This window comes from Cellulophaga sp. BC115SP (assembly GCF_009905545.1).
Taxonomy (GTDB): domain Bacteria; phylum Bacteroidota; class Bacteroidia; order Cytophagales; family Spirosomataceae; genus Flectobacillus; species Flectobacillus rivi.
Genome location: NZ_JAAALB010000017.1, coordinates 1 through 16595, shown reverse-complemented (window position 1 = coordinate 16595; position 16595 = coordinate 1). Strand labels below are relative to the sequence as shown.

Below are 16595 nucleotides of genomic sequence, written 5' to 3'. Positions count from 1 at the left end.
TTTTGGACTTTAAGCCATAGGAATTAGGCTTAAAGCTTACCAATCTTTAACAATGATTTTGGTAGGAGGGGTTTTGTTTTCCTCAATGCCCATAGACTCCACTCTTTTGATGATTTCAGACTGTTTTCCTGCTTTCATAAAATCAGCTTGTTGAGTGGTATAGTCAGCACGTAGCTCTTCTACTTCAGCTTTGGTTTTGTCTATTTGGTGAATCAAACTCTCAGAGTGTAGCGACGACGCAATGTAGAGTACAATCAAAAAAGATAGCCAAAGCAAATAGCGCAATTGATAAGCAGGGAACTCCCCCCCAAGGAGGCGATCCATATTGAAAATTGCATCAATAATCGAAAATAGTCCCTTGCCATTACTCTTGCGAGTTGAGCTAGATTTGGGTGTTACATTCTTCGAAACGTTTCTTGCCATTGTAGGAGAAGGTTGAGAGTCGTTACTTAGACAATGTTGCAATACGAAGTTTGGCACTACGAGAGCGGTTGTTGCGAGCTAATTCATCAGCAGAGGCCTCAATAGGTTTGCGAGACACAGCTTCGAGCGGTTTGTCAACAGTTCCGTAAACGATGTCTTTTTGAAGTTCGCCATAGAAGTTGCCTGATTTGATATAGTTTTTCACAAGACGGTCTTCTAACGAGTGGAAAGTCATAATACACAAACGGCTGTCGGTATCGCGCAATAATTCTGGTGTTTGTTCGAGGAACTCCTGAATGACATCCAATTCCTGATTTACTTCAATACGAATAGCTTGGAATACCTGTGCAAAATAGCGGAACTCCTTAAATTTTGGGGCATATTTTTCCAAAATTGCTTTGAGCTCACCAGTAGTATTGATAGGCTGATTCATTCGTTCAGAGCAGATAGCACCAGCAAGTGTACGAGCGTTTTTGATTTCGCCGTACATACCAAAAATTTTATGCAATTGCTCTTCAGGATACTTATTAATAACAGTATAGGCCGATACTTCTGCTTTTTGATTCATACGCATATCTAGCTCGCCGTCAAAACGAGTTGAAAATCCACGAGTTGGCTCGTCGATTTGGTGCGATGAAATACCAAAGTCAGCCAATATCCCATCTACCTGTTTGACACCGTGTAGGCGAAGATATTTTTTGATATATCTAAAGTTGGCTTCAATAAAAACTAAGCGTTTATCCTCAATAAGATTGGCATTCTTTTTAGCATCTGGGTCTTGATCAAAAGCATAAAGTTTGCCTTTTTCGCCAAGTTTTTCCAAAATTGCTTTAGAGTGCCCGCCTCCACCAAAAGTGACGTCAACATACACGCCATCGGGGCGTATATTGAGTCCTTCTACGCACTCATGAAGCATTACAGATTCGTGATACATGATTTTTAGGGTATGAAGTGATTAAAGCGAGTTTTGAGGGGATAGGCAAAAAGGCATTAGTATCCATTAAAAGAGAGTATTACTAAGGAATAGTAACGAGTAAAAATTTCTAGTGCCTAGTGCCTTTTTGCCTAGTGCCTTATCATGCACAAGCTCAATTCCCACAAAAATACAGAAAAACTTATCAGCATTCTAGTGCAATTTGAGAAACCTTTTTTCTTTCCTAAGCCAGCATCATACTTAGCACGCCAAGTATCATAAGAATTTTGCAGGCATCACTCAAAAAAGCAAAATCTTTTGATTTGTCTGCATATACCAAGCGGTAGGTCAAAAAGCCTAAAGGAAGCATCAATGCCATAAAAACATATCCAATACGGCTATGTGGGAGCTGGGTTGCCAAAATGAAAAGTAAAGCAGTGAAGATGGCGATAAGGCCATAAAGGAGTAATTTGGTGCGGGCGATTCCCCAGATGATAGGCAGAGTTTTACAACCGTGTTTTTCGTCACCTTTGAGGTCTTCCATGTCTTTGATAATCTCTCTAATTAGAGTAATTTCAAAAGAGAATATTGCATAAATCCACACCTCGCGCTGATGCCCAGGATAGTGTACTGCCAATACCAACAACGAAAATCCTGTGAGAATTGCAATCATTAAGTTACCCCAAAACGGCAAACGTTTCAATTGATTGGAATATAACCACAAGCAAAATACGGCTAAGAGATTGACTAAGAAGACTTTTTTGCCCACTAATAAACCTAAAAGAAGTCCTGCTACATTAAAGATTTGGTTGATAACCATAGCCCAACGGCGTTTGATATATCGTCCAATAACAACCCGATGAGGTTTGTTAACCAAGTCTATTTTTATATCATAATAGTCGTTGATGATATAGCCAGATGCCGCAATAAAAAGCGTTGATAACACAATCAGAGCAAGCTTGTAGTCTAACAATACCTCGATTACATTGCTCCACGTCAAATCGGCTTCTAGGATCAAGAAGATTCGAGTGAAGTATTGGGTGAAAGCAATAATCAGCAAATTAGGCCATCGAATAAGCCGAACAAATGCCAAGATAGATTGACCCAAAGTGACTTTATGAGAAGTATTTTCCATGAAAACAAAATTACACGCTTTGTTCTATTTGTTGTTATGAGTTAACGAGGTATCTGTTAAAAGCTAATCTAGAATAAATCTAATGTTTTTTACAAAATAGATTTATTAGCTATCAGCAATATGGTCAATTATAGTATTCTTTAATTTCATAAAGTCTCCCAAATGAAAACTTTATGATGTTAAGTGTTTTATTTTCTGAAATCCTGTTGTTTGAGCCGCAGGCGAGTTTAGGATTTCTTGACTTTCTTTTGCGGCCGCCGCTGCGGTTACTTTTCTTGTGTCAAGACAAGAAAAGTAAGGAGTTGCGAAGGGAAATGTCGTTTTTTTGACAAATACCAAATAAAGTTTTTAATATGCTCTTATCTACCTAACATGAATACCCTTGAAGAAATTCTATTGATTCGGGAGAAAATTTTGATTTTTCGGTGTTGTATTCTCAAATCATGTTTTAATAAAGAAGGAGGAAAATTATAAATTACGTTTGTTAAGCAAAAAGATTTTCAGGATTCATGATATATCCGTTATCCTTTTGGCTTATTCCCAAATGATTACAGCCCAGAGATTAAGACTCTTGGCTAAATGATGATACCAAATGGTAACTGTTCCATAAATATTATTCTATTTTGTAGTTTTAAACAGTAACGAGTAATAAAAATCGATCCCCATTAGCTTGTTCGTTATCTCGACTATCTAATGTGAAGTACATCAGACTACCATCAAACACTCAATCTCAAGTAATTCAATGAAAATCGGAATAGTATGTTATCCCACTTATGGCGGTAGTGGTGTTGTAGCCACAGAGCTTGGAAAAGCACTTGCCAAAGCAGGGCATGAAGTACATTTTATTACCTACAGTCAACCGTCGCGTTTAGATTTTTTTAATGAAAATATTTATTACCACGAAGTAAGTGTATCAAGCTACCCTTTGTTTCAATACTTGCCGTATGAGTCGGCTTTGGCGAGTAAAATTGTCCATGTGGTACTGACCGAAAAGCTTGATTTGTTGCACGTACACTATGCGATTCCACATGCTTCGGCAACGTATTTGGCAAAGCAAATTCTGAAATCCAAAGGGGTACATATTCCTTTTATTACTACGCTTCATGGTACTGATATTACCTTGGTGGGAAAAGACCCTTCTTTCGAGCCTGTGGTAACTTTTTCAATTAATGAGTCTGATGGAGTGACTGCCGTGTCTGAAAGTCTCAAAAATGATACTTATGAGGAGTTTGAAATTATCAGTAATATTCAAGTGATTCCCAATTTTATCGATTTAGAGCGCTTTAAAAAACTCAGAAAAGACCATTTCAAAATTGCGATATGTCCACATGGCGAAAAACTGCTCATGCACACGTCCAACTTTAGAAAAGTAAAACGTATTGAAGACGTCGTGAGAGTTTTTCATTTGGTAAATCAGAAAATACCAAGCAAATTGCTATTAGTTGGTGATGGTCCAGAGCGTACTTCTATCGAAATGCTTTGTCGTGAGTTAGGGGTGCAAAACGATGTACGCTTTTTGGGTAAACTCGATGTTATTGAGGAAGTTTTGTCACTAGCAGATATTTTTTTACTATTGTCAGAAAAAGAAAGTTTTGGTTTGGCTGCGCTCGAAGCCATGGCCTGCGAAGTGCCTGTGATTTCGTCAAATGCTGGTGGTATTCCTGAAGTAAATGTTCATGGTGTAACTGGGTTTATCAGTGAAATTGGCGATGTAGAAGATATGGCCAAAAACACTATTTACATTCTTGAAGATGAAGAACGTTTGCAAACCTTCAAGAGAAATGCCCTCGACCGAGCTAAAGAATTTGACATTGCTAATATTTTACCTTTGTACGAACAGTATTACGAACAGATTACAGCAAAGAGCTGGAAATTTCCCGAAAAAATGTTTGTAGACTAAAATCTGTTTATGCTAGCAACTAAAATAGCAAAAACTTAAATGTACAATAGGCACAAAGTGTATAGATGAGTGTAGAGGGACTACTGGGTCACTCTACATTCTATTTTAAAGTAAAAGGATGCTAAAAAAATCAGATTTAGGCTTGTAGTTTGATGTCAAAAATCCGATTTAATATTAACAAGATTCGTTATCCATTAACAACTAGACCGTGAGTGTTGTATAGAAAACTTTCAGCACTTCCATTGATGCCTATGACACCCAATATTCCTGAAACTACCAAAAAGCGTGTGGTAATCATTGGCGCAGGTTTTGGTGGTTTAAAAATTGCCAGAGACCTAGCCGATAGCGAAGACTTTCAGATAGTGTTGATCGATAAAAACAACTATCATCAGTTCCAACCTCTTTTTTACCAAGTAGCTACCGCAGGCTTAGAACCATCGGCCATTTCATTTCCGCTTCGCTTGGCCTTTCATCATTACAAAGACGTTCATGTCCGTATTACCGAAGTAACCGAATTGCGTACCGACTCGCAGGAGATTATCACGCAATTGGGTGCTATTCGCTATGACTATCTAATTTTGGCGATAGGGGCAGATACCAATTTTTTTGGACAAAAAAATATCCAGGAAAAGGCGCTACCGATGAAATCAGTGGGAGAGGCTTTAGGTTTGAGAAACAGGTTGTTAGAAAACTTTGAGAATGCATTGGTTTCCGATAGTGACGATGTCCGTCAAGGATTGATGACAGTGGTAGTTGTGGGAGGAGGACCTACGGGTGTGGAAGTGTCAGGTACTTTGGCTGAAATGAAACGCCATGTATTGCCGAAGGACTACCCTGAATTAGATTTTGATTTAATGAAAGTATATATCGTTGAGTCAGGAGGGGAATTGTTGGGACCGATGTCAAAAAATGCACAAATCAAATCGAAGGAATATTTGGAGCAGTTGGGTGTTAACGTTTACCTAAATACCCGTGTAACCGATTTTGATGGCAAGTATGCGTATTTGAATAATGGTGAAAAAATCCGTACCAATAATTTGGTTTGGGCGGCAGGAATTAAAGCTAATTTTATCGAAGGACTAAACCCAGAAATACTAGCTCGCGGAGGACGAATTAAGGTCAATAGATACAACCAAATAGAAGGTTATCAAAACATTTTTGCCATTGGCGATGTTGCCTTTATGACCGAGGATGCCTATCCAAACGGTCACCCGCAAGTGGCACAGCCAGCCATTCAACAAGGAAAGTTATTGTCTAAAAACCTTCCAAGACTTTTAAGAGGCAATCCATTGGAAGAATTTACCTACAAAGATTTGGGTTCGATGGCTACAGTTGGGCGTAACTTGGCTGTAGTGGATTTACCCTTCTGGAGATTTCAGGGGTTCTTTGCATGGTTGACATGGATGTTTGTACACCTTATGTCGATTGTAGGTGTCAAAAATCGTCTTTTAATCTTCATCAACTGGCTTTGGAATTATGTTACCTATGATCAGTCTTTGCGACTAATCATCAAACAAAAATCGCCCAAAGTAGATGATTGATGAAGAATAAAACAGATTAGAACAGTAGGAAAAAAAAGTGAATTGTGACAAAAATCAATAAAAATTAGGAAATAGGAACTTTAAAAGTTTGTATCTTTGTTGTTATAATTCAATAATAAGACCTCATTCCTATTAAAATTATTGTTTTAGTGCAATTTTAATAGAAGGACTACTCATCACGTATATCACGATATGGAAGCGAATCAGAAAAAAATGAGACCCAAAAACAGTGGAACCAAACAATTGTTTGAAAACCCAATTTTAGAGAAACTGTCTAGAACTCACATTGCTGTTCCTGTAACGATGTTCTTTGTATCTGGAGCGGTTTTAGGATGGTATGCCTTTACTTATACAGACCTTTCAAACGCTTTGATAGGTACGCTGTTTGGTGTTGGTGCTATCACATTTACTTTTATCGAATACTGGGTTCATAGAAGTGTTTATCATATTGACCCAACTACTGAGGCTCGTGCCAAATTCCAATATGTAGCACATGGCGTACACCACGAATATCCAAAAGATAAAACTCGTTTGGCTATGCCTCCTGTATTAGCTATAGTAGTGGCTGTAACCTTGTTTTCATTATTTTTTGTATTGATGGGCGAGGCTGCTTATGCATTTTTTCCTGGCTTTATTTGGGGATATGCTAGTTATTTGTTGGTTCATTATGCTGTTCATGCGTATGCACCACCAAAAAATTTCTTGAAGCAATTGTGGATTAACCACGCAGTACACCATTACAAAGATGGTAATGCTGTATTTGGGGTTTCTTCTCCACTTTGGGATTATGTTTTTGGTACAATGGATACTATGGACAAATCAAAAGTTTCAGAAAACTTGTAAGAAATATAGATGAACTGAGTGATTATTTTTTAATATGTACTTCATCCGTAGAGATGCAATATTTGCGTTTAAAGGTTTGTCATCATAAGTTTTAGCATAAAAAAAGGCGGTCGAAAAACTCATTTCGACCGCCTTTTTTTATGATTCGTTCTTGATATTTTTCCTTGCAAACAAACTTTTCTTTATGGTATAATAGATTAGTTTTAACCATCTACCTAATGAAGTGAGGTCACTTCGGAAATAAAGTAAAATACCTCTATTTTTTACAAAACATACAAGATTACACTTCCGAAATCCAACATCCGATATCCGAAATAGACGGTTTTAGAATCCTTCATATACTTTAATCCAACCGCTATCAGGGCAATCTTGTAGCATTTGTAAGGTTGTTTTTTGCAAAACAGGATGAACCCAATCAGGGGCAACATCGGCAAGAGGCACTAACACAAATTTGCGTTCTTGTACAAATGGATGAGGAATTACCAGTTGAGTATCGTCAAGAACTAAGTCGTTGAAATAAATAATATCAATATCAATACAGCGTTCGCCCCATTTTTCTACACGCACTCTCCCTAGTTCAATTTCTATTTTTTGGATTTTTTCTAAAACCTCATGCGGAAGTAAAGAAGAATTTTCAATTTTTAATATCAAATTCAAAAAACCTGCTTGATTTAAGTTGCCCCAAGGCTCTGTTTCATAAATATTTGAAATAGAAAGATTTGTACTTATGTTTTGTCTAATAAGTTGTATTGCTTGATTCAAATTCTCTTCACGATTACCCAAATTTGAGCCCAGAGACAGAAAAAGCGTTTGGAGTTTTGGCGCTTGCATTGTATTTTTAATATAAACGATATACGCTGATAAACCTATCAGCAATTAATTTTTGGATGCTTACTCTATTGCCAGAAAGCAGTACAAAGTTAGTTTTTGTAGTACTAGTTTAACACTCAAACGTGGAATATTATGAAGAACAGGAATGTAAATAGGGGCAACTTGCTTATTTCAGAGCCTTTCTTGGGCGACCCTAATTTTGAGCGAAGCGTAGTGTTAATTTGTGAGCATCATAATTCCTACGGGTCTTTTGGTTTGGTGCTCAATCAAACTTCTAATCTAGTACTAGCCGATGTCCTAGAAGAAAATGTATATCCTGACGTTCCTTTGTTTATCGGAGGACCTGTCCAACAAAATACCCTACATTTTGTGCATCGTCGACCTGATTTGATAGATGGTGGGCAAGAGTTACTCAAAGGCGTTGTTTGGGGTGGAAATTTCGAACAAGTCAAACGTCTTTTGAACAATGGAGTACTTCACCCCGAAGATATTCGTTGCTTTTTGGGCTATTCGGGTTGGAGTGGTGAGCAACTCAAAAATGAACTTGAACAAGATTCTTGGATTGTCGCTTCAGCTACCTCCGAAATTGTATTTGATACACCTTCAGATTCTTTTTGGCGAACTGTTCTTAAAGGAATGGGCGGTGATTTTAAGGTAATGGCCAATTATCCTACAGATCCGCGACTAAATTAATATTGAAGGAATGTAACACCCTAAGTTGTGTGTTTTCGAAATAGACTTTTGACATAGTATAGGGCAGCTGACAAATAGGCTTGTTGGCTGCCCTATTTTTATAGACAAATGTTAAAGTATCTAAAAATGGAATGATTCTGGCAAGAAAATGTTTTATTTAGAGCATTAATTCAGAATAAGTAAAAGAAGAGATTAGTTCAGTTGTAAACTGTTAAAAAAAGTAAGTCCAAGACTAAGTCTTGAACTAGCAATATTTCCGAAATCCCAAATCCCAAATCCGAATTAGGTTAAAAAATTCATAATTAATCAAGTATGACCGACCCCAACGAACTATCTGTATTTGAAGATGACCCAGATATTCCAGAGCTTACCACAATTTTTACCAAAGCACAAGACCGCTATATGTTATTAGTTGGAGCTTTGGGGGCGCTGCTATATATGGTGTATTTTTTGAATCAAGCAGAACTATGGTCAGGGCTTTGCATGTTGACACTATCTTCTTATTTGGGTTGGATTTATGTGAAACATAATAAACCACAACCTAAGATTATTCTTTCGCAAGAAGGCATACAATTGCTTGGTCAACCTTTTGTTTCGTGGGCTTTGGTGCACGGGTTACATATCAAGCCAGAGGTAAAGAAAAATGTATATACCGAAAACCTGATTTTTGTCAATAACGGACGAATTCAAGAAATACCCATCAGCCAACTCGATATTTCTTCGTGGCGATTAGAGCATTTGCTCGAAATATATCAAGGTCGTTTCCGTTATGGCTCCGTTACGATTTTGCCCGACGATGAAGAAAAACCTCAATTATCCCTTGAATAACTATAGTCTGTATCATATTTCCCCTTCATAACTACCTGAATTAATTCCTCCAATTGTATGAAATCTAATTATTTACTATTGTCTGCTTTACTACTGAGTATGAGCTCTTATGCCCAACAAATCACGGTAAATTTTGAAGAGTACGAGCCCAAATCTACCTTAGTGGTACCCGAGCATATTACCACAAAAGCCAAATTTCCTTTTATCGACGTTCATAATCATCAATGGAATTTGCATGAAGAAAAAGAAAATTTGGACAAGTTAATTACCGATATGAATGCTCTCAATATGAAGTTGATGGTCAATTTGAGCGGTAGAGGTTGGACAAGCGACGAAGCCAAAAGTACTCAAACTCTAACCAAGCAAATCGAGCAGATAAAACAGTATTATCCAAGTCGTTTTGCGGTATTTACGAATATTGATTTTGCCAATATCAATACCAAAGGCTGGACTGAAAAAGCGGTTAAAACTTTAGAAGAAGATGTAAAGCTGCGTGGTGCTAAAGGGTTGAAAATTTATAAAAACCTTGGGTTTTCGGTAAAAGATGGAGATAAATTGGTACGTGTCGATGATCCACGACTAGATCCAATTTGGAAAAAAGCAGGTGAATTAGGCATCCCTGTACTAATTCATACGGCTGACCCAGAGCGTTTTTGGCAACCTGTCGACCGTTTTAATGAGCGTTGGCTCGAACTCAAATTGCACCCAGACAGAAAGCGAAATGCAGGCGAAAAGTCTAATGACTTTACATGGGAGCAGCTTATTGAGCAACAACATAATGTTTTCAAGAAAAACCCTAAAACTAATTTTATAGCAGCGCACATGGGTTGGTATCCGAATAACTTACCCAAATTGGATAGCTTGATGGACGAAATGCCCAATATGTATGTCGAAATTGGAGCAGTGATAGCGGAGTTGGGTCGTCAGCCACATACGGCTAAAAGATTTTTTGAAAAACGTCAAGACCGAATCCTGTTTGGAAAAGACTCATGGGTTCCTTCTGAGTATGCTACTTATTTTAGGGTATTAGAAACCAACGACGAGTATTTTCCTTATCATAAAAAATATCACGCATTCTGGAGAATGTATGGCTTAGGTCTTTCGGATGGAATTTTGAAAAAAGTTTATTATAAAAATGCCTTAAAACTTATTCCAGGACTAGATAAAAGTCAATTTCCTGAATAGGATGAATCGTTATCTGTTATTGGTATATCTGTCTTGCTATGCTAGTGCTGGCTTCCAAACCAGTACTAGCAAATGCTAAGGCTTCCAAGCCGTAACTTCCAATGGCAATATCCCTTAGGCAAGCGACAAGATACTTTTTTGATTTTGTAACAGATATACCATTAACTGATAACATCTTTAACATTACACCATGAGATTTTTGCTTGTATTATTATTGAGTTTAATAAGTTGGAGTGTTTTGAGCCAAAATACTCGTCTGGGGCGTATTCGGAAAGCAGTGGATAGTACGGGTAAATACACTCCGATCAAATATTTGGCAATAGAGTATGCTAAAGGCTATGCTCGAAAGCTAAGATTCTTTGAGGAAAGCGATATATCGTTCCAATTGAATGGAAACAAAACCCGCTATACTGGTCGTATTGAACAGATTGCTGATAGTACTTTTTTCTTTACAGATGAAGAAAGTCATGTTACTTCCGAAATAGCCTTGAAGAATATCGCAATGATATTTTCACCCTATCGTCATATTCCTTTTGTATCCAAAGGAGCGGGGACTATCGCAGCAGGAGGGATAATGTTTTCACTAATTGATGTGCTTAACCAAGTACAGCGCAACCAACCCATTAAACTTAGTCCTGGGTTATTGGCGTTTAGCGGGGTATGTATTGGAATCGGTCTTATTGCCAAACCTCTATCTTATCCTCAATACAAAATCAGCCAGAAACGACGCTTGGTCGTGCGATTCATGTAACAAATTAGGAAAGATTAGGTTCATGGATTAATTTTGTTATTCTTCTGAAAAGAATCCAAACGCTGGCGTTTGCTAATGCTTTGGAAGATTCTAATTAACCAAATAAACGATGCCAAGGTTCGACTTTGACATCCACAATCCGACATTGACCTTGAAAAAGTTATTATTACACAAAGTACAACAGTCTTTCCAAACGGAAATTCCTTTACCGTCTTCAAAATCAGAATCTAACCGTGCTTTGATTATCAACGCACTTGCCAAAGGGCATGATAATTTGTCAAACTTGGCAGAGGCTCGTGATACGCAAACCATGATGCGTTTATTAGCGTCCAATGACCCTATTGCTGACGTTATTGATGCTGGTACAACCATGCGTTTTTTAACAGCCTATTATGCGGTAACTGGTCAAATCAAAACCATGACAGGTACACCTCGTATGTGCGAGCGCCCTATTGGTATTTTGGTAGATGCCTTGCGCGAGTTAGGTGCTCAAATTGACTATGTAAAAACTGAAGGCTATCCTCCATTACAATTAAATGGTTTTGATTTTAAAGGAAACAATCGTTTGGCGATTCGTGGCGATGTAAGTTCACAATATATTTCGGCATTGTTGATGGTAGCGCCTTTGTTGCCAGAAGGCTTAACTTTGGAAATTACAGGAGAGTTGGGTTCAAAACCCTATATCGAAATGACCTTGAAACAAATGGAAGCATTTGGCGTACAAGCTCAGGCAGATTGGGACGCAAAAACGATCACTGTAGCACCACAAGCCTATAATCCTATCCAGTATGCCGTAGAATCAGACTGGTCTGGGGCGAGTTATTGGTTCTCGGTAGTGGCTTTGTCAGATAAGGCTGATGCATCTTTGGAATTGTTAGGATTAAAAGAAAACTCTTTACAAGGCGACTCAGTAGTTACTGACATTATGAGTCACTTGGGCGTGAAATCAGAGTACACGGGTCGTGGGTTTAAATTGACTAAAATCGAGCCTGCCACTTCATTAGAATGGGATTTTACGAACTGTCCAGATTTAGCGCAAACGATTTGTGTGGTGGCTGCTGCTAAAAATATTCCGTTGACCCTGACAGGAATTGAGTCTTTGAAAGTGAAAGAAACAGACCGTATTATGGCGCTTCAAAATGAGTTAATCAAATTTGGCGCAGCCTTGAAAGAAGTCGAAACCAATCATAAATACCAATTGACTCCTGCTGCGGCTGAGCGTCAAGTGGTGCCTGTATCGGTGCACACTTATGACGACCACCGTATGGCGATGGCTTTTGCTCCGTTGGCATTGGTAGAAGATGTAGTAATCGAAGAACCAGACGTGGTCGTAAAATCATATCCAAGTTTCTGGAATCACTTATCTAAAATCGTAACGATTGAATAATGGTGAATAAATGATTTTTCAATAAAAAAGAGTCCGTGGAACTAAGGTTTTACGGACTCTTTTTTTGTATTGTGAATATGTGATTCCACTTAGTGGGTGAATTTATTCGCCCGTAACAAAAAGGTTTTAATTGATCTAAAAGGTTGACACTACGATAGAAAATACCAATAAATCAGACTTCTTATGAGCGAAATAAAAACTTTTGTATAGTCCTGATTCATATCTCTACAATTTATACTAACCCCTCCCATAACCACTCTGACTTTCAAATAGATATAAAGAAGTTTAGAGTATTGCTCTAAAAAATTTCTTTGGTCTAATGAGAATCAAATAGCAAGTTTTCATGTATATTTAAAATTAAGTAATTGATAATCAATGTATTAGTTTTGTATTTTGTTTGACTGTTTTACAAAAAGCTCAAACAAAATCGACCTTTTTTAGACATTCATTCTTTATTCTTTACTAAAAATATTGATAGACCTTAAACAAAACTTGTATGTTTGATTTGTCCTCAGACAGTAGTTCGGATGCTTTTATGAACATCCGATTAATTCATCCACTACTGATTGGCAATGAATTTATGACACCTCCTATTGCCTTGTCCGAAGAGGCACAAAATGATTATGAACTAATTTGCCGTTATGCCATCAAACAAGGTTGGATTCGCTGGGCAGATTTTCATTTACACCTTAAAAATCCTTCTCATGCCGTTGTGATTACTGACCCTCAACAAACTATTCTGTTAGCCAGTACTGGATTTGAGCGTATGACAGGTTATACGCCTAAATTTGCCAGAGGTAAAAAGCCCAAGTTTTTACAAGGCAAAGATACCGAGGCTGAAGTTCGAGCTTTGATACGTGAGCATATCCAAAAGCGAATTCCTGTAGAAGGTGTTTTGACGAATTATCGACCTGATGGAGAGCCTTATTTGTGTAAAGTGCAGATTATTCCAATGTTCAATAAATCGTATGAATTAGTCAATTTTATTGCTTTGGAAAATGAGGTATTTCCCAATACTAAATCATAACCAATAAAGCCCAATAGAACATTTTACCGAATTTTGTAGTTTTGGTTAAAACATCATTAACCAAGCTTATGGCGTATGTCCATAAGTAAAGACTAAAAATCAGCATTAAAATCATTTTCCAATGAAAAAAAGCATTATTCTCTCCGCTTTGTTTGGGCTATTAGTAAACACTTCCTTGTTGGCCAACACAGCTCCAAAGAAATCTTCTAAAGCACAGAAATCCATTAAGTTAAAAGCTGATGTTGATAACGGAGGTTTGACACTCCCAAAAGGTATTGGCGCCCTAGTAGTAGCCGATGGTTTGGGTAAAGCTCGTCACTTGGCTGTAGCTCCTAACGGCGATGTATATGTTCGTTTGAACAAATTGGTAAACGGCAAAGGTACTGTTGTGTTGAAAGATACTGATGGCGACGGAAAGGCAGACCAAAATACTTCTTTTGGCAATTTTTTGGGTACAGGTATCGTCATTGGTAACGGCTATTTATATGCTTCGTCTGACACATCGGTAGTGCGCTATCCAATGAAAGACGGAAAGATCGACGAGGCTGCTGGAGAAACAATCGTAACTGGATTGGAACACTACAGCGAACACGGTTCGAAGTCTATCGAGTTGGATGACAAAGGACATTTGTATGTAACTTTTGGTGCACCATCAAACGCTTGTCAGGAGAAAAACCGCCAAAAAGGTTCTAAAGGAATGGATCCTTGTCCTATTTTGGAATGGCATGGTGGTATTTGGCAATTTGATGCCAACAAGAAAAACCAAAAACAAGCTGATGGCGTGCGTTATGCAACGGGTTTACGTAACGTAGTAGGCTTGGATTGGAACAAACAACAAGGTGAATTGTATGCAATGCAACACGGTCGTGACCAATTGAATACCATGTTCTCGACTTTGTACAATGCCGAACAAAATGCAGAATTACCTTCTGAAGAGTTTTGTTTAGTGAAAAAAGGCTCTGATTTCGGTTGGCCATATTGTTACCATGATCGTTTCCAAAACAAAAAAATGTTAGCGCCAGAATATGGTGGTGATGGTAAAATTCAAGAACGTTGTGAAGGCAAAGACCAGCCTATTATGGCTTTTCCTGCTCACTGGGCACCAAACGCCTTGTTGTTTTATACAGGAAATCTATTGCCAGCTAAATATAAAAATGGCGCATTTATTTGTTTTCATGGCTCGTGGAACCGCGCTCCATTAAAACAAGGAGGCTATTTTGTGGCTTTTGTTCCTTTTGGCAAAAATGGAAAACCATCAGGAGAATATGAAGTATTTGCAGAAGGTTTTGCTGGTGGTAGCGAAATCAAAAATCCTAACGAAGCAAAGGCGCGCCCGATGGGCTTGGCACAAGGTCCTGATGGTTCATTGTATATCAGTGATTCGGTAAAAGGAAAAGTTTGGAGAGTTATCAAAAACTAAGAGTATGATTAAATTTTATAAGTCATTAAAAATAAAAAATTTGTATTTATTTTTCTGAAATCCTGTTGTTTGAGCCGCAGGCGAGGTGGGTCGCCACTCCGATTAGGATTTCTTGACTTTCTTTTGCGGCCGCCGCGCGGTTACTTTTCTTGTGTTAGACGGGCACGCCTAGTGAAGAAAAGTAAGGTGTAGCGAAGGGAAATTTTGTTTTTCCGATACGTGCTAAATAAAATTTTTAAACATATTCTAAACATCATCTCATGTTCAAATATATTGTTACTGGTCTGTTGTTGGTAGGAATGTTAGGTTCGGCAGTTTCAGCAAGATACGGTCAAAAAAATACAATACATAAAGCCATACAGGCAGACTCAGGTCAGCTAGTTTATGAAAACTATTGTCTAGCTTGTCACCAAGAAGATGGGAGTGGAGTACCTAATCTGAATCCTCCACTGATTCAAAATGAATGGGTTTTGGGTGATTCAGTACGACTGATTAAAGTTGTTTTAAATGGCTTGAAAGGCGTAGAGGTAGCAGGAGAAAGTTATTCAAATGAAATGCCTTCTCATGATTTTTTAAGTGATAAAGACATTGCTAATGTGCTTACGTACATTCGTAAAAGTTTTGGTAATAAAGCAAACGCTATTACTCCTGCTATGGTAAAAATGCAAAGAGCTAAGAAATAATATTTTTAGTAAAATACTTGATTTTCAGTAAAATAGCTTTTCTGTTAAGGCTTTAATTCTTTAGTTATAAACTTTTTTGGAGTTTAGACACTTTTGAATTAAAGCCTTTTTTTGCAACTAAATATTGAAATTTTATAATTTTATGTAAGAATATTATTAAAATAGTGCTAAATTTGAAATAATATTTGCTATCCCGCCATTTGTAGCAGATGCCTATCTTTATTGAACCCAAACTTTATTTCCTAAACAACCTCTATGAAACAGTTTTCCTTAGCTTTTGCTATGATGGGTCTCCTTGTCATGGGATTTTCCTTTTGTGCACAGTCTCAAATCAAAGCTCGTTCGAGTCGCGATGTTCTATTTGATGTAAAAGTAAATGATGATAGTCGAGCCGTACTCAGCTGGGTGAGTACAGAGGGGCATCGTCCTGCAAGATTCATCGTACAACGAAGTAAAGACAACGACACTTTCTTTGACATTCGTGAAATTCCAGTAAAAGAAAACATGGCCGATGAAAGGTTACAGTTTACGTTTACTGACTCCAAAATCCTTCGTTATTCAGAATATTATCGTATTGTAGAATATGAACAAGACGGGCAGTTTAATGTTTATACCTCGATTGCAGCCAAAATTACATCGCCTGTTATTGTTGCTAGACAAAATGATCGCAATGTGATTACAGTTACCGTAGAAAGTAATACCAACGTTACGGCATTAGTAGGTACAGAGTCTGGTTTGGGCGTTCCTTGTGAACAAGAAGCTAGTTCTGATGCTAATAGTGTTGTGTTGAAGTCGCTATACCCTTTAAATTCTGGAAGTTATATCGTCAAACTCCGTTCTCCTGGAGGCGAAAGACAGTTTAAGTTTACCGTGAAGAGTGATGAACGTATGATTTCGGATTAGGTTTTTGGAGGGTATAGGGGTGAGGATATAGGGTTTAGTTTTTTTCGAAAAAAGTGGGAGAAAATAGGTTAAATGTGAGTAGATAGGATGTGGGAGCGTTTTTCCCTAACCCCTAACCCCTAACCCCTAACC

At 37.8% G+C, this 16595-nt stretch carries 16 protein-coding genes; 12 read left to right on the top strand and 4 right to left on the bottom strand.

What is annotated here, in order from left to right:
* Positions 1-36: 36 nt before the first annotated feature.
* The 3 genes from GVN22_RS14025 to GVN22_RS14015 all read right to left on the bottom strand — a co-directional run bounded on the left by GVN22_RS14025 (position 37) and on the right by GVN22_RS14015 (position 2471).
* The gene (locus GVN22_RS14025) at positions 37-423 is read right to left on the bottom strand and encodes an FtsL-like putative cell division protein (RefSeq protein WP_166551641.1); all 387 of its coding nucleotides are present in this window, start codon (positions 421-423) and stop codon (positions 37-39) included.
* Between the two features lie 22 nt (positions 424-445).
* Positions 446-1357, bottom strand: a complete 912-nt coding sequence (rsmH, locus tag GVN22_RS14020; RefSeq protein ID WP_166551640.1) for a 16S rRNA (cytosine(1402)-N(4))-methyltransferase RsmH — start codon at positions 1355-1357, stop codon at positions 446-448.
* 223 nt (positions 1358-1580) lie between these two features.
* Positions 1581-2471 (bottom strand): geranylgeranylglycerol-phosphate geranylgeranyltransferase, encoded by an 891-nt coding sequence (locus GVN22_RS14015; protein ID WP_166551639.1) that lies wholly within the window; start codon positions 2469-2471, stop codon positions 1581-1583.
* A gap of 742 nt (positions 2472-3213) precedes the next feature.
* Here GVN22_RS14015 and bshA point away from each other — a divergent pair.
* The 3 genes from bshA (at position 3214) to GVN22_RS14000 (ending at position 6755) form a co-directional block, all read left to right on the top strand.
* Entirely contained in the window at positions 3214-4371 is a 1158-nt protein-coding gene (gene bshA, locus GVN22_RS14010; RefSeq protein WP_166551638.1) for an N-acetyl-alpha-D-glucosaminyl L-malate synthase BshA, read from the top strand.
* Positions 4372-4583: 212 nt separating this feature from the next.
* Positions 4584-5912, top strand: coding sequence for an NAD(P)/FAD-dependent oxidoreductase (locus GVN22_RS14005; RefSeq protein WP_370520417.1), 1329 nt, complete (start codon positions 4584-4586; stop codon positions 5910-5912).
* A gap of 213 nt (positions 5913-6125) precedes the next feature.
* The gene (locus GVN22_RS14000) at positions 6126-6755 is read left to right on the top strand and encodes a sterol desaturase family protein (RefSeq protein WP_240915659.1); all 630 of its coding nucleotides are present in this window, start codon (positions 6126-6128) and stop codon (positions 6753-6755) included.
* Positions 6756-7079: 324 nt separating this feature from the next.
* Here GVN22_RS14000 and folK read toward each other — a convergent pair whose 3' ends face one another.
* Positions 7080-7586 (bottom strand): 2-amino-4-hydroxy-6-hydroxymethyldihydropteridine diphosphokinase, encoded by a 507-nt coding sequence (gene folK / locus GVN22_RS13995; RefSeq protein ID WP_166551636.1) that lies wholly within the window; start codon positions 7584-7586, stop codon positions 7080-7082.
* A 132-nt stretch (positions 7587-7718) separates the two neighbouring features.
* Between folK and GVN22_RS13990 the strand changes: the two genes are divergently transcribed.
* The 9 genes from GVN22_RS13990 to GVN22_RS13950 all read left to right on the top strand — a co-directional run bounded on the left by GVN22_RS13990 (position 7719) and on the right by GVN22_RS13950 (position 16463).
* On the top strand, positions 7719-8279 hold the full coding sequence (locus tag GVN22_RS13990; RefSeq protein ID WP_166551635.1) for a YqgE/AlgH family protein: 561 nt from the start codon (positions 7719-7721) through the stop codon (positions 8277-8279).
* 312 nt (positions 8280-8591) lie between these two features.
* Positions 8592-9107, top strand: a complete 516-nt coding sequence (locus GVN22_RS13985; RefSeq protein ID WP_166551634.1) for a hypothetical protein — start codon at positions 8592-8594, stop codon at positions 9105-9107.
* Between the two features lie 57 nt (positions 9108-9164).
* Positions 9165-10292 carry an amidohydrolase family protein gene (locus GVN22_RS13980; RefSeq protein WP_166551633.1) on the top strand — a complete coding sequence of 376 codons (1128 nt, stop codon included), beginning with the start codon at positions 9165-9167 and terminating at the stop codon, positions 10290-10292.
* Between the two features lie 190 nt (positions 10293-10482).
* On the top strand, positions 10483-11043 hold the full coding sequence (locus GVN22_RS13975) for a hypothetical protein (RefSeq protein WP_166551632.1): 561 nt from the start codon (positions 10483-10485) through the stop codon (positions 11041-11043).
* A 109-nt stretch (positions 11044-11152) separates the two neighbouring features.
* Positions 11153-12430, top strand: coding sequence for a 3-phosphoshikimate 1-carboxyvinyltransferase (locus tag GVN22_RS13970; protein WP_205690899.1), 1278 nt, complete (start codon positions 11153-11155; stop codon positions 12428-12430).
* 496 nt (positions 12431-12926) lie between these two features.
* Complete coding sequence (locus GVN22_RS13965; RefSeq protein ID WP_166551631.1) at positions 12927-13457, top strand: PAS domain-containing protein; 531 nt, start codon at positions 12927-12929, stop codon at positions 13455-13457.
* A gap of 121 nt (positions 13458-13578) precedes the next feature.
* On the top strand, positions 13579-14877 hold the full coding sequence (locus tag GVN22_RS13960) for a sorbosone dehydrogenase family protein (RefSeq protein WP_166551630.1): 1299 nt from the start codon (positions 13579-13581) through the stop codon (positions 14875-14877).
* A gap of 260 nt (positions 14878-15137) precedes the next feature.
* Complete coding sequence (locus GVN22_RS13955; RefSeq protein WP_166551629.1) at positions 15138-15560, top strand: cytochrome c; 423 nt, start codon at positions 15138-15140, stop codon at positions 15558-15560.
* Between the two features lie 255 nt (positions 15561-15815).
* Positions 15816-16463 carry a hypothetical protein gene (locus tag GVN22_RS13950; protein ID WP_166551628.1) on the top strand — a complete coding sequence of 216 codons (648 nt, stop codon included), beginning with the start codon at positions 15816-15818 and terminating at the stop codon, positions 16461-16463.
* Positions 16464-16595 lie beyond the last annotated feature (132 nt).

Excerpts from the sequence above, each read along its gene's own strand:
- GVN22_RS14025 (WP_166551641.1), bottom strand. The coding sequence starts at position 423 with ATGGCAAGAAACGTTTCGAAGAATGTAACACCCAAATCTAGCTCAACT.
- rsmH (WP_166551640.1), bottom strand. The coding sequence starts at position 1,357 with ATGTATCACGAATCTGTAATGCTTCATGAGTGCGTAGAAGGACTCAAT.
- GVN22_RS14015 (WP_166551639.1), bottom strand. The coding sequence starts at position 2,471 with ATGGAAAATACTTCTCATAAAGTCACTTTGGGTCAATCTATCTTGGCA.
- bshA (WP_166551638.1), top strand. The coding sequence starts at position 3,214 with ATGAAAATCGGAATAGTATGTTATCCCACTTATGGCGGTAGTGGTGTT.
- GVN22_RS14000 (WP_240915659.1), top strand. The coding sequence starts at position 6,126 with ATGAGACCCAAAAACAGTGGAACCAAACAATTGTTTGAAAACCCAATT.
- folK (WP_166551636.1), bottom strand. The coding sequence starts at position 7,586 with ATGCAAGCGCCAAAACTCCAAACGCTTTTTCTGTCTCTGGGCTCAAAT.
- GVN22_RS13990 (WP_166551635.1), top strand. The coding sequence starts at position 7,719 with ATGAAGAACAGGAATGTAAATAGGGGCAACTTGCTTATTTCAGAGCCT.
- GVN22_RS13985 (WP_166551634.1), top strand. The coding sequence starts at position 8,592 with ATGACCGACCCCAACGAACTATCTGTATTTGAAGATGACCCAGATATT.
- GVN22_RS13980 (WP_166551633.1), top strand. The coding sequence starts at position 9,165 with ATGAAATCTAATTATTTACTATTGTCTGCTTTACTACTGAGTATGAGC.
- GVN22_RS13975 (WP_166551632.1), top strand. The coding sequence starts at position 10,483 with ATGAGATTTTTGCTTGTATTATTATTGAGTTTAATAAGTTGGAGTGTT.
- GVN22_RS13970 (WP_205690899.1), top strand. The coding sequence starts at position 11,153 with ATGCCAAGGTTCGACTTTGACATCCACAATCCGACATTGACCTTGAAA.
- GVN22_RS13965 (WP_166551631.1), top strand. The coding sequence starts at position 12,927 with ATGTTTGATTTGTCCTCAGACAGTAGTTCGGATGCTTTTATGAACATC.
- GVN22_RS13960 (WP_166551630.1), top strand. The coding sequence starts at position 13,579 with ATGAAAAAAAGCATTATTCTCTCCGCTTTGTTTGGGCTATTAGTAAAC.
- GVN22_RS13955 (WP_166551629.1), top strand. The coding sequence starts at position 15,138 with ATGTTCAAATATATTGTTACTGGTCTGTTGTTGGTAGGAATGTTAGGT.
- GVN22_RS13950 (WP_166551628.1), top strand. The coding sequence starts at position 15,816 with ATGAAACAGTTTTCCTTAGCTTTTGCTATGATGGGTCTCCTTGTCATG.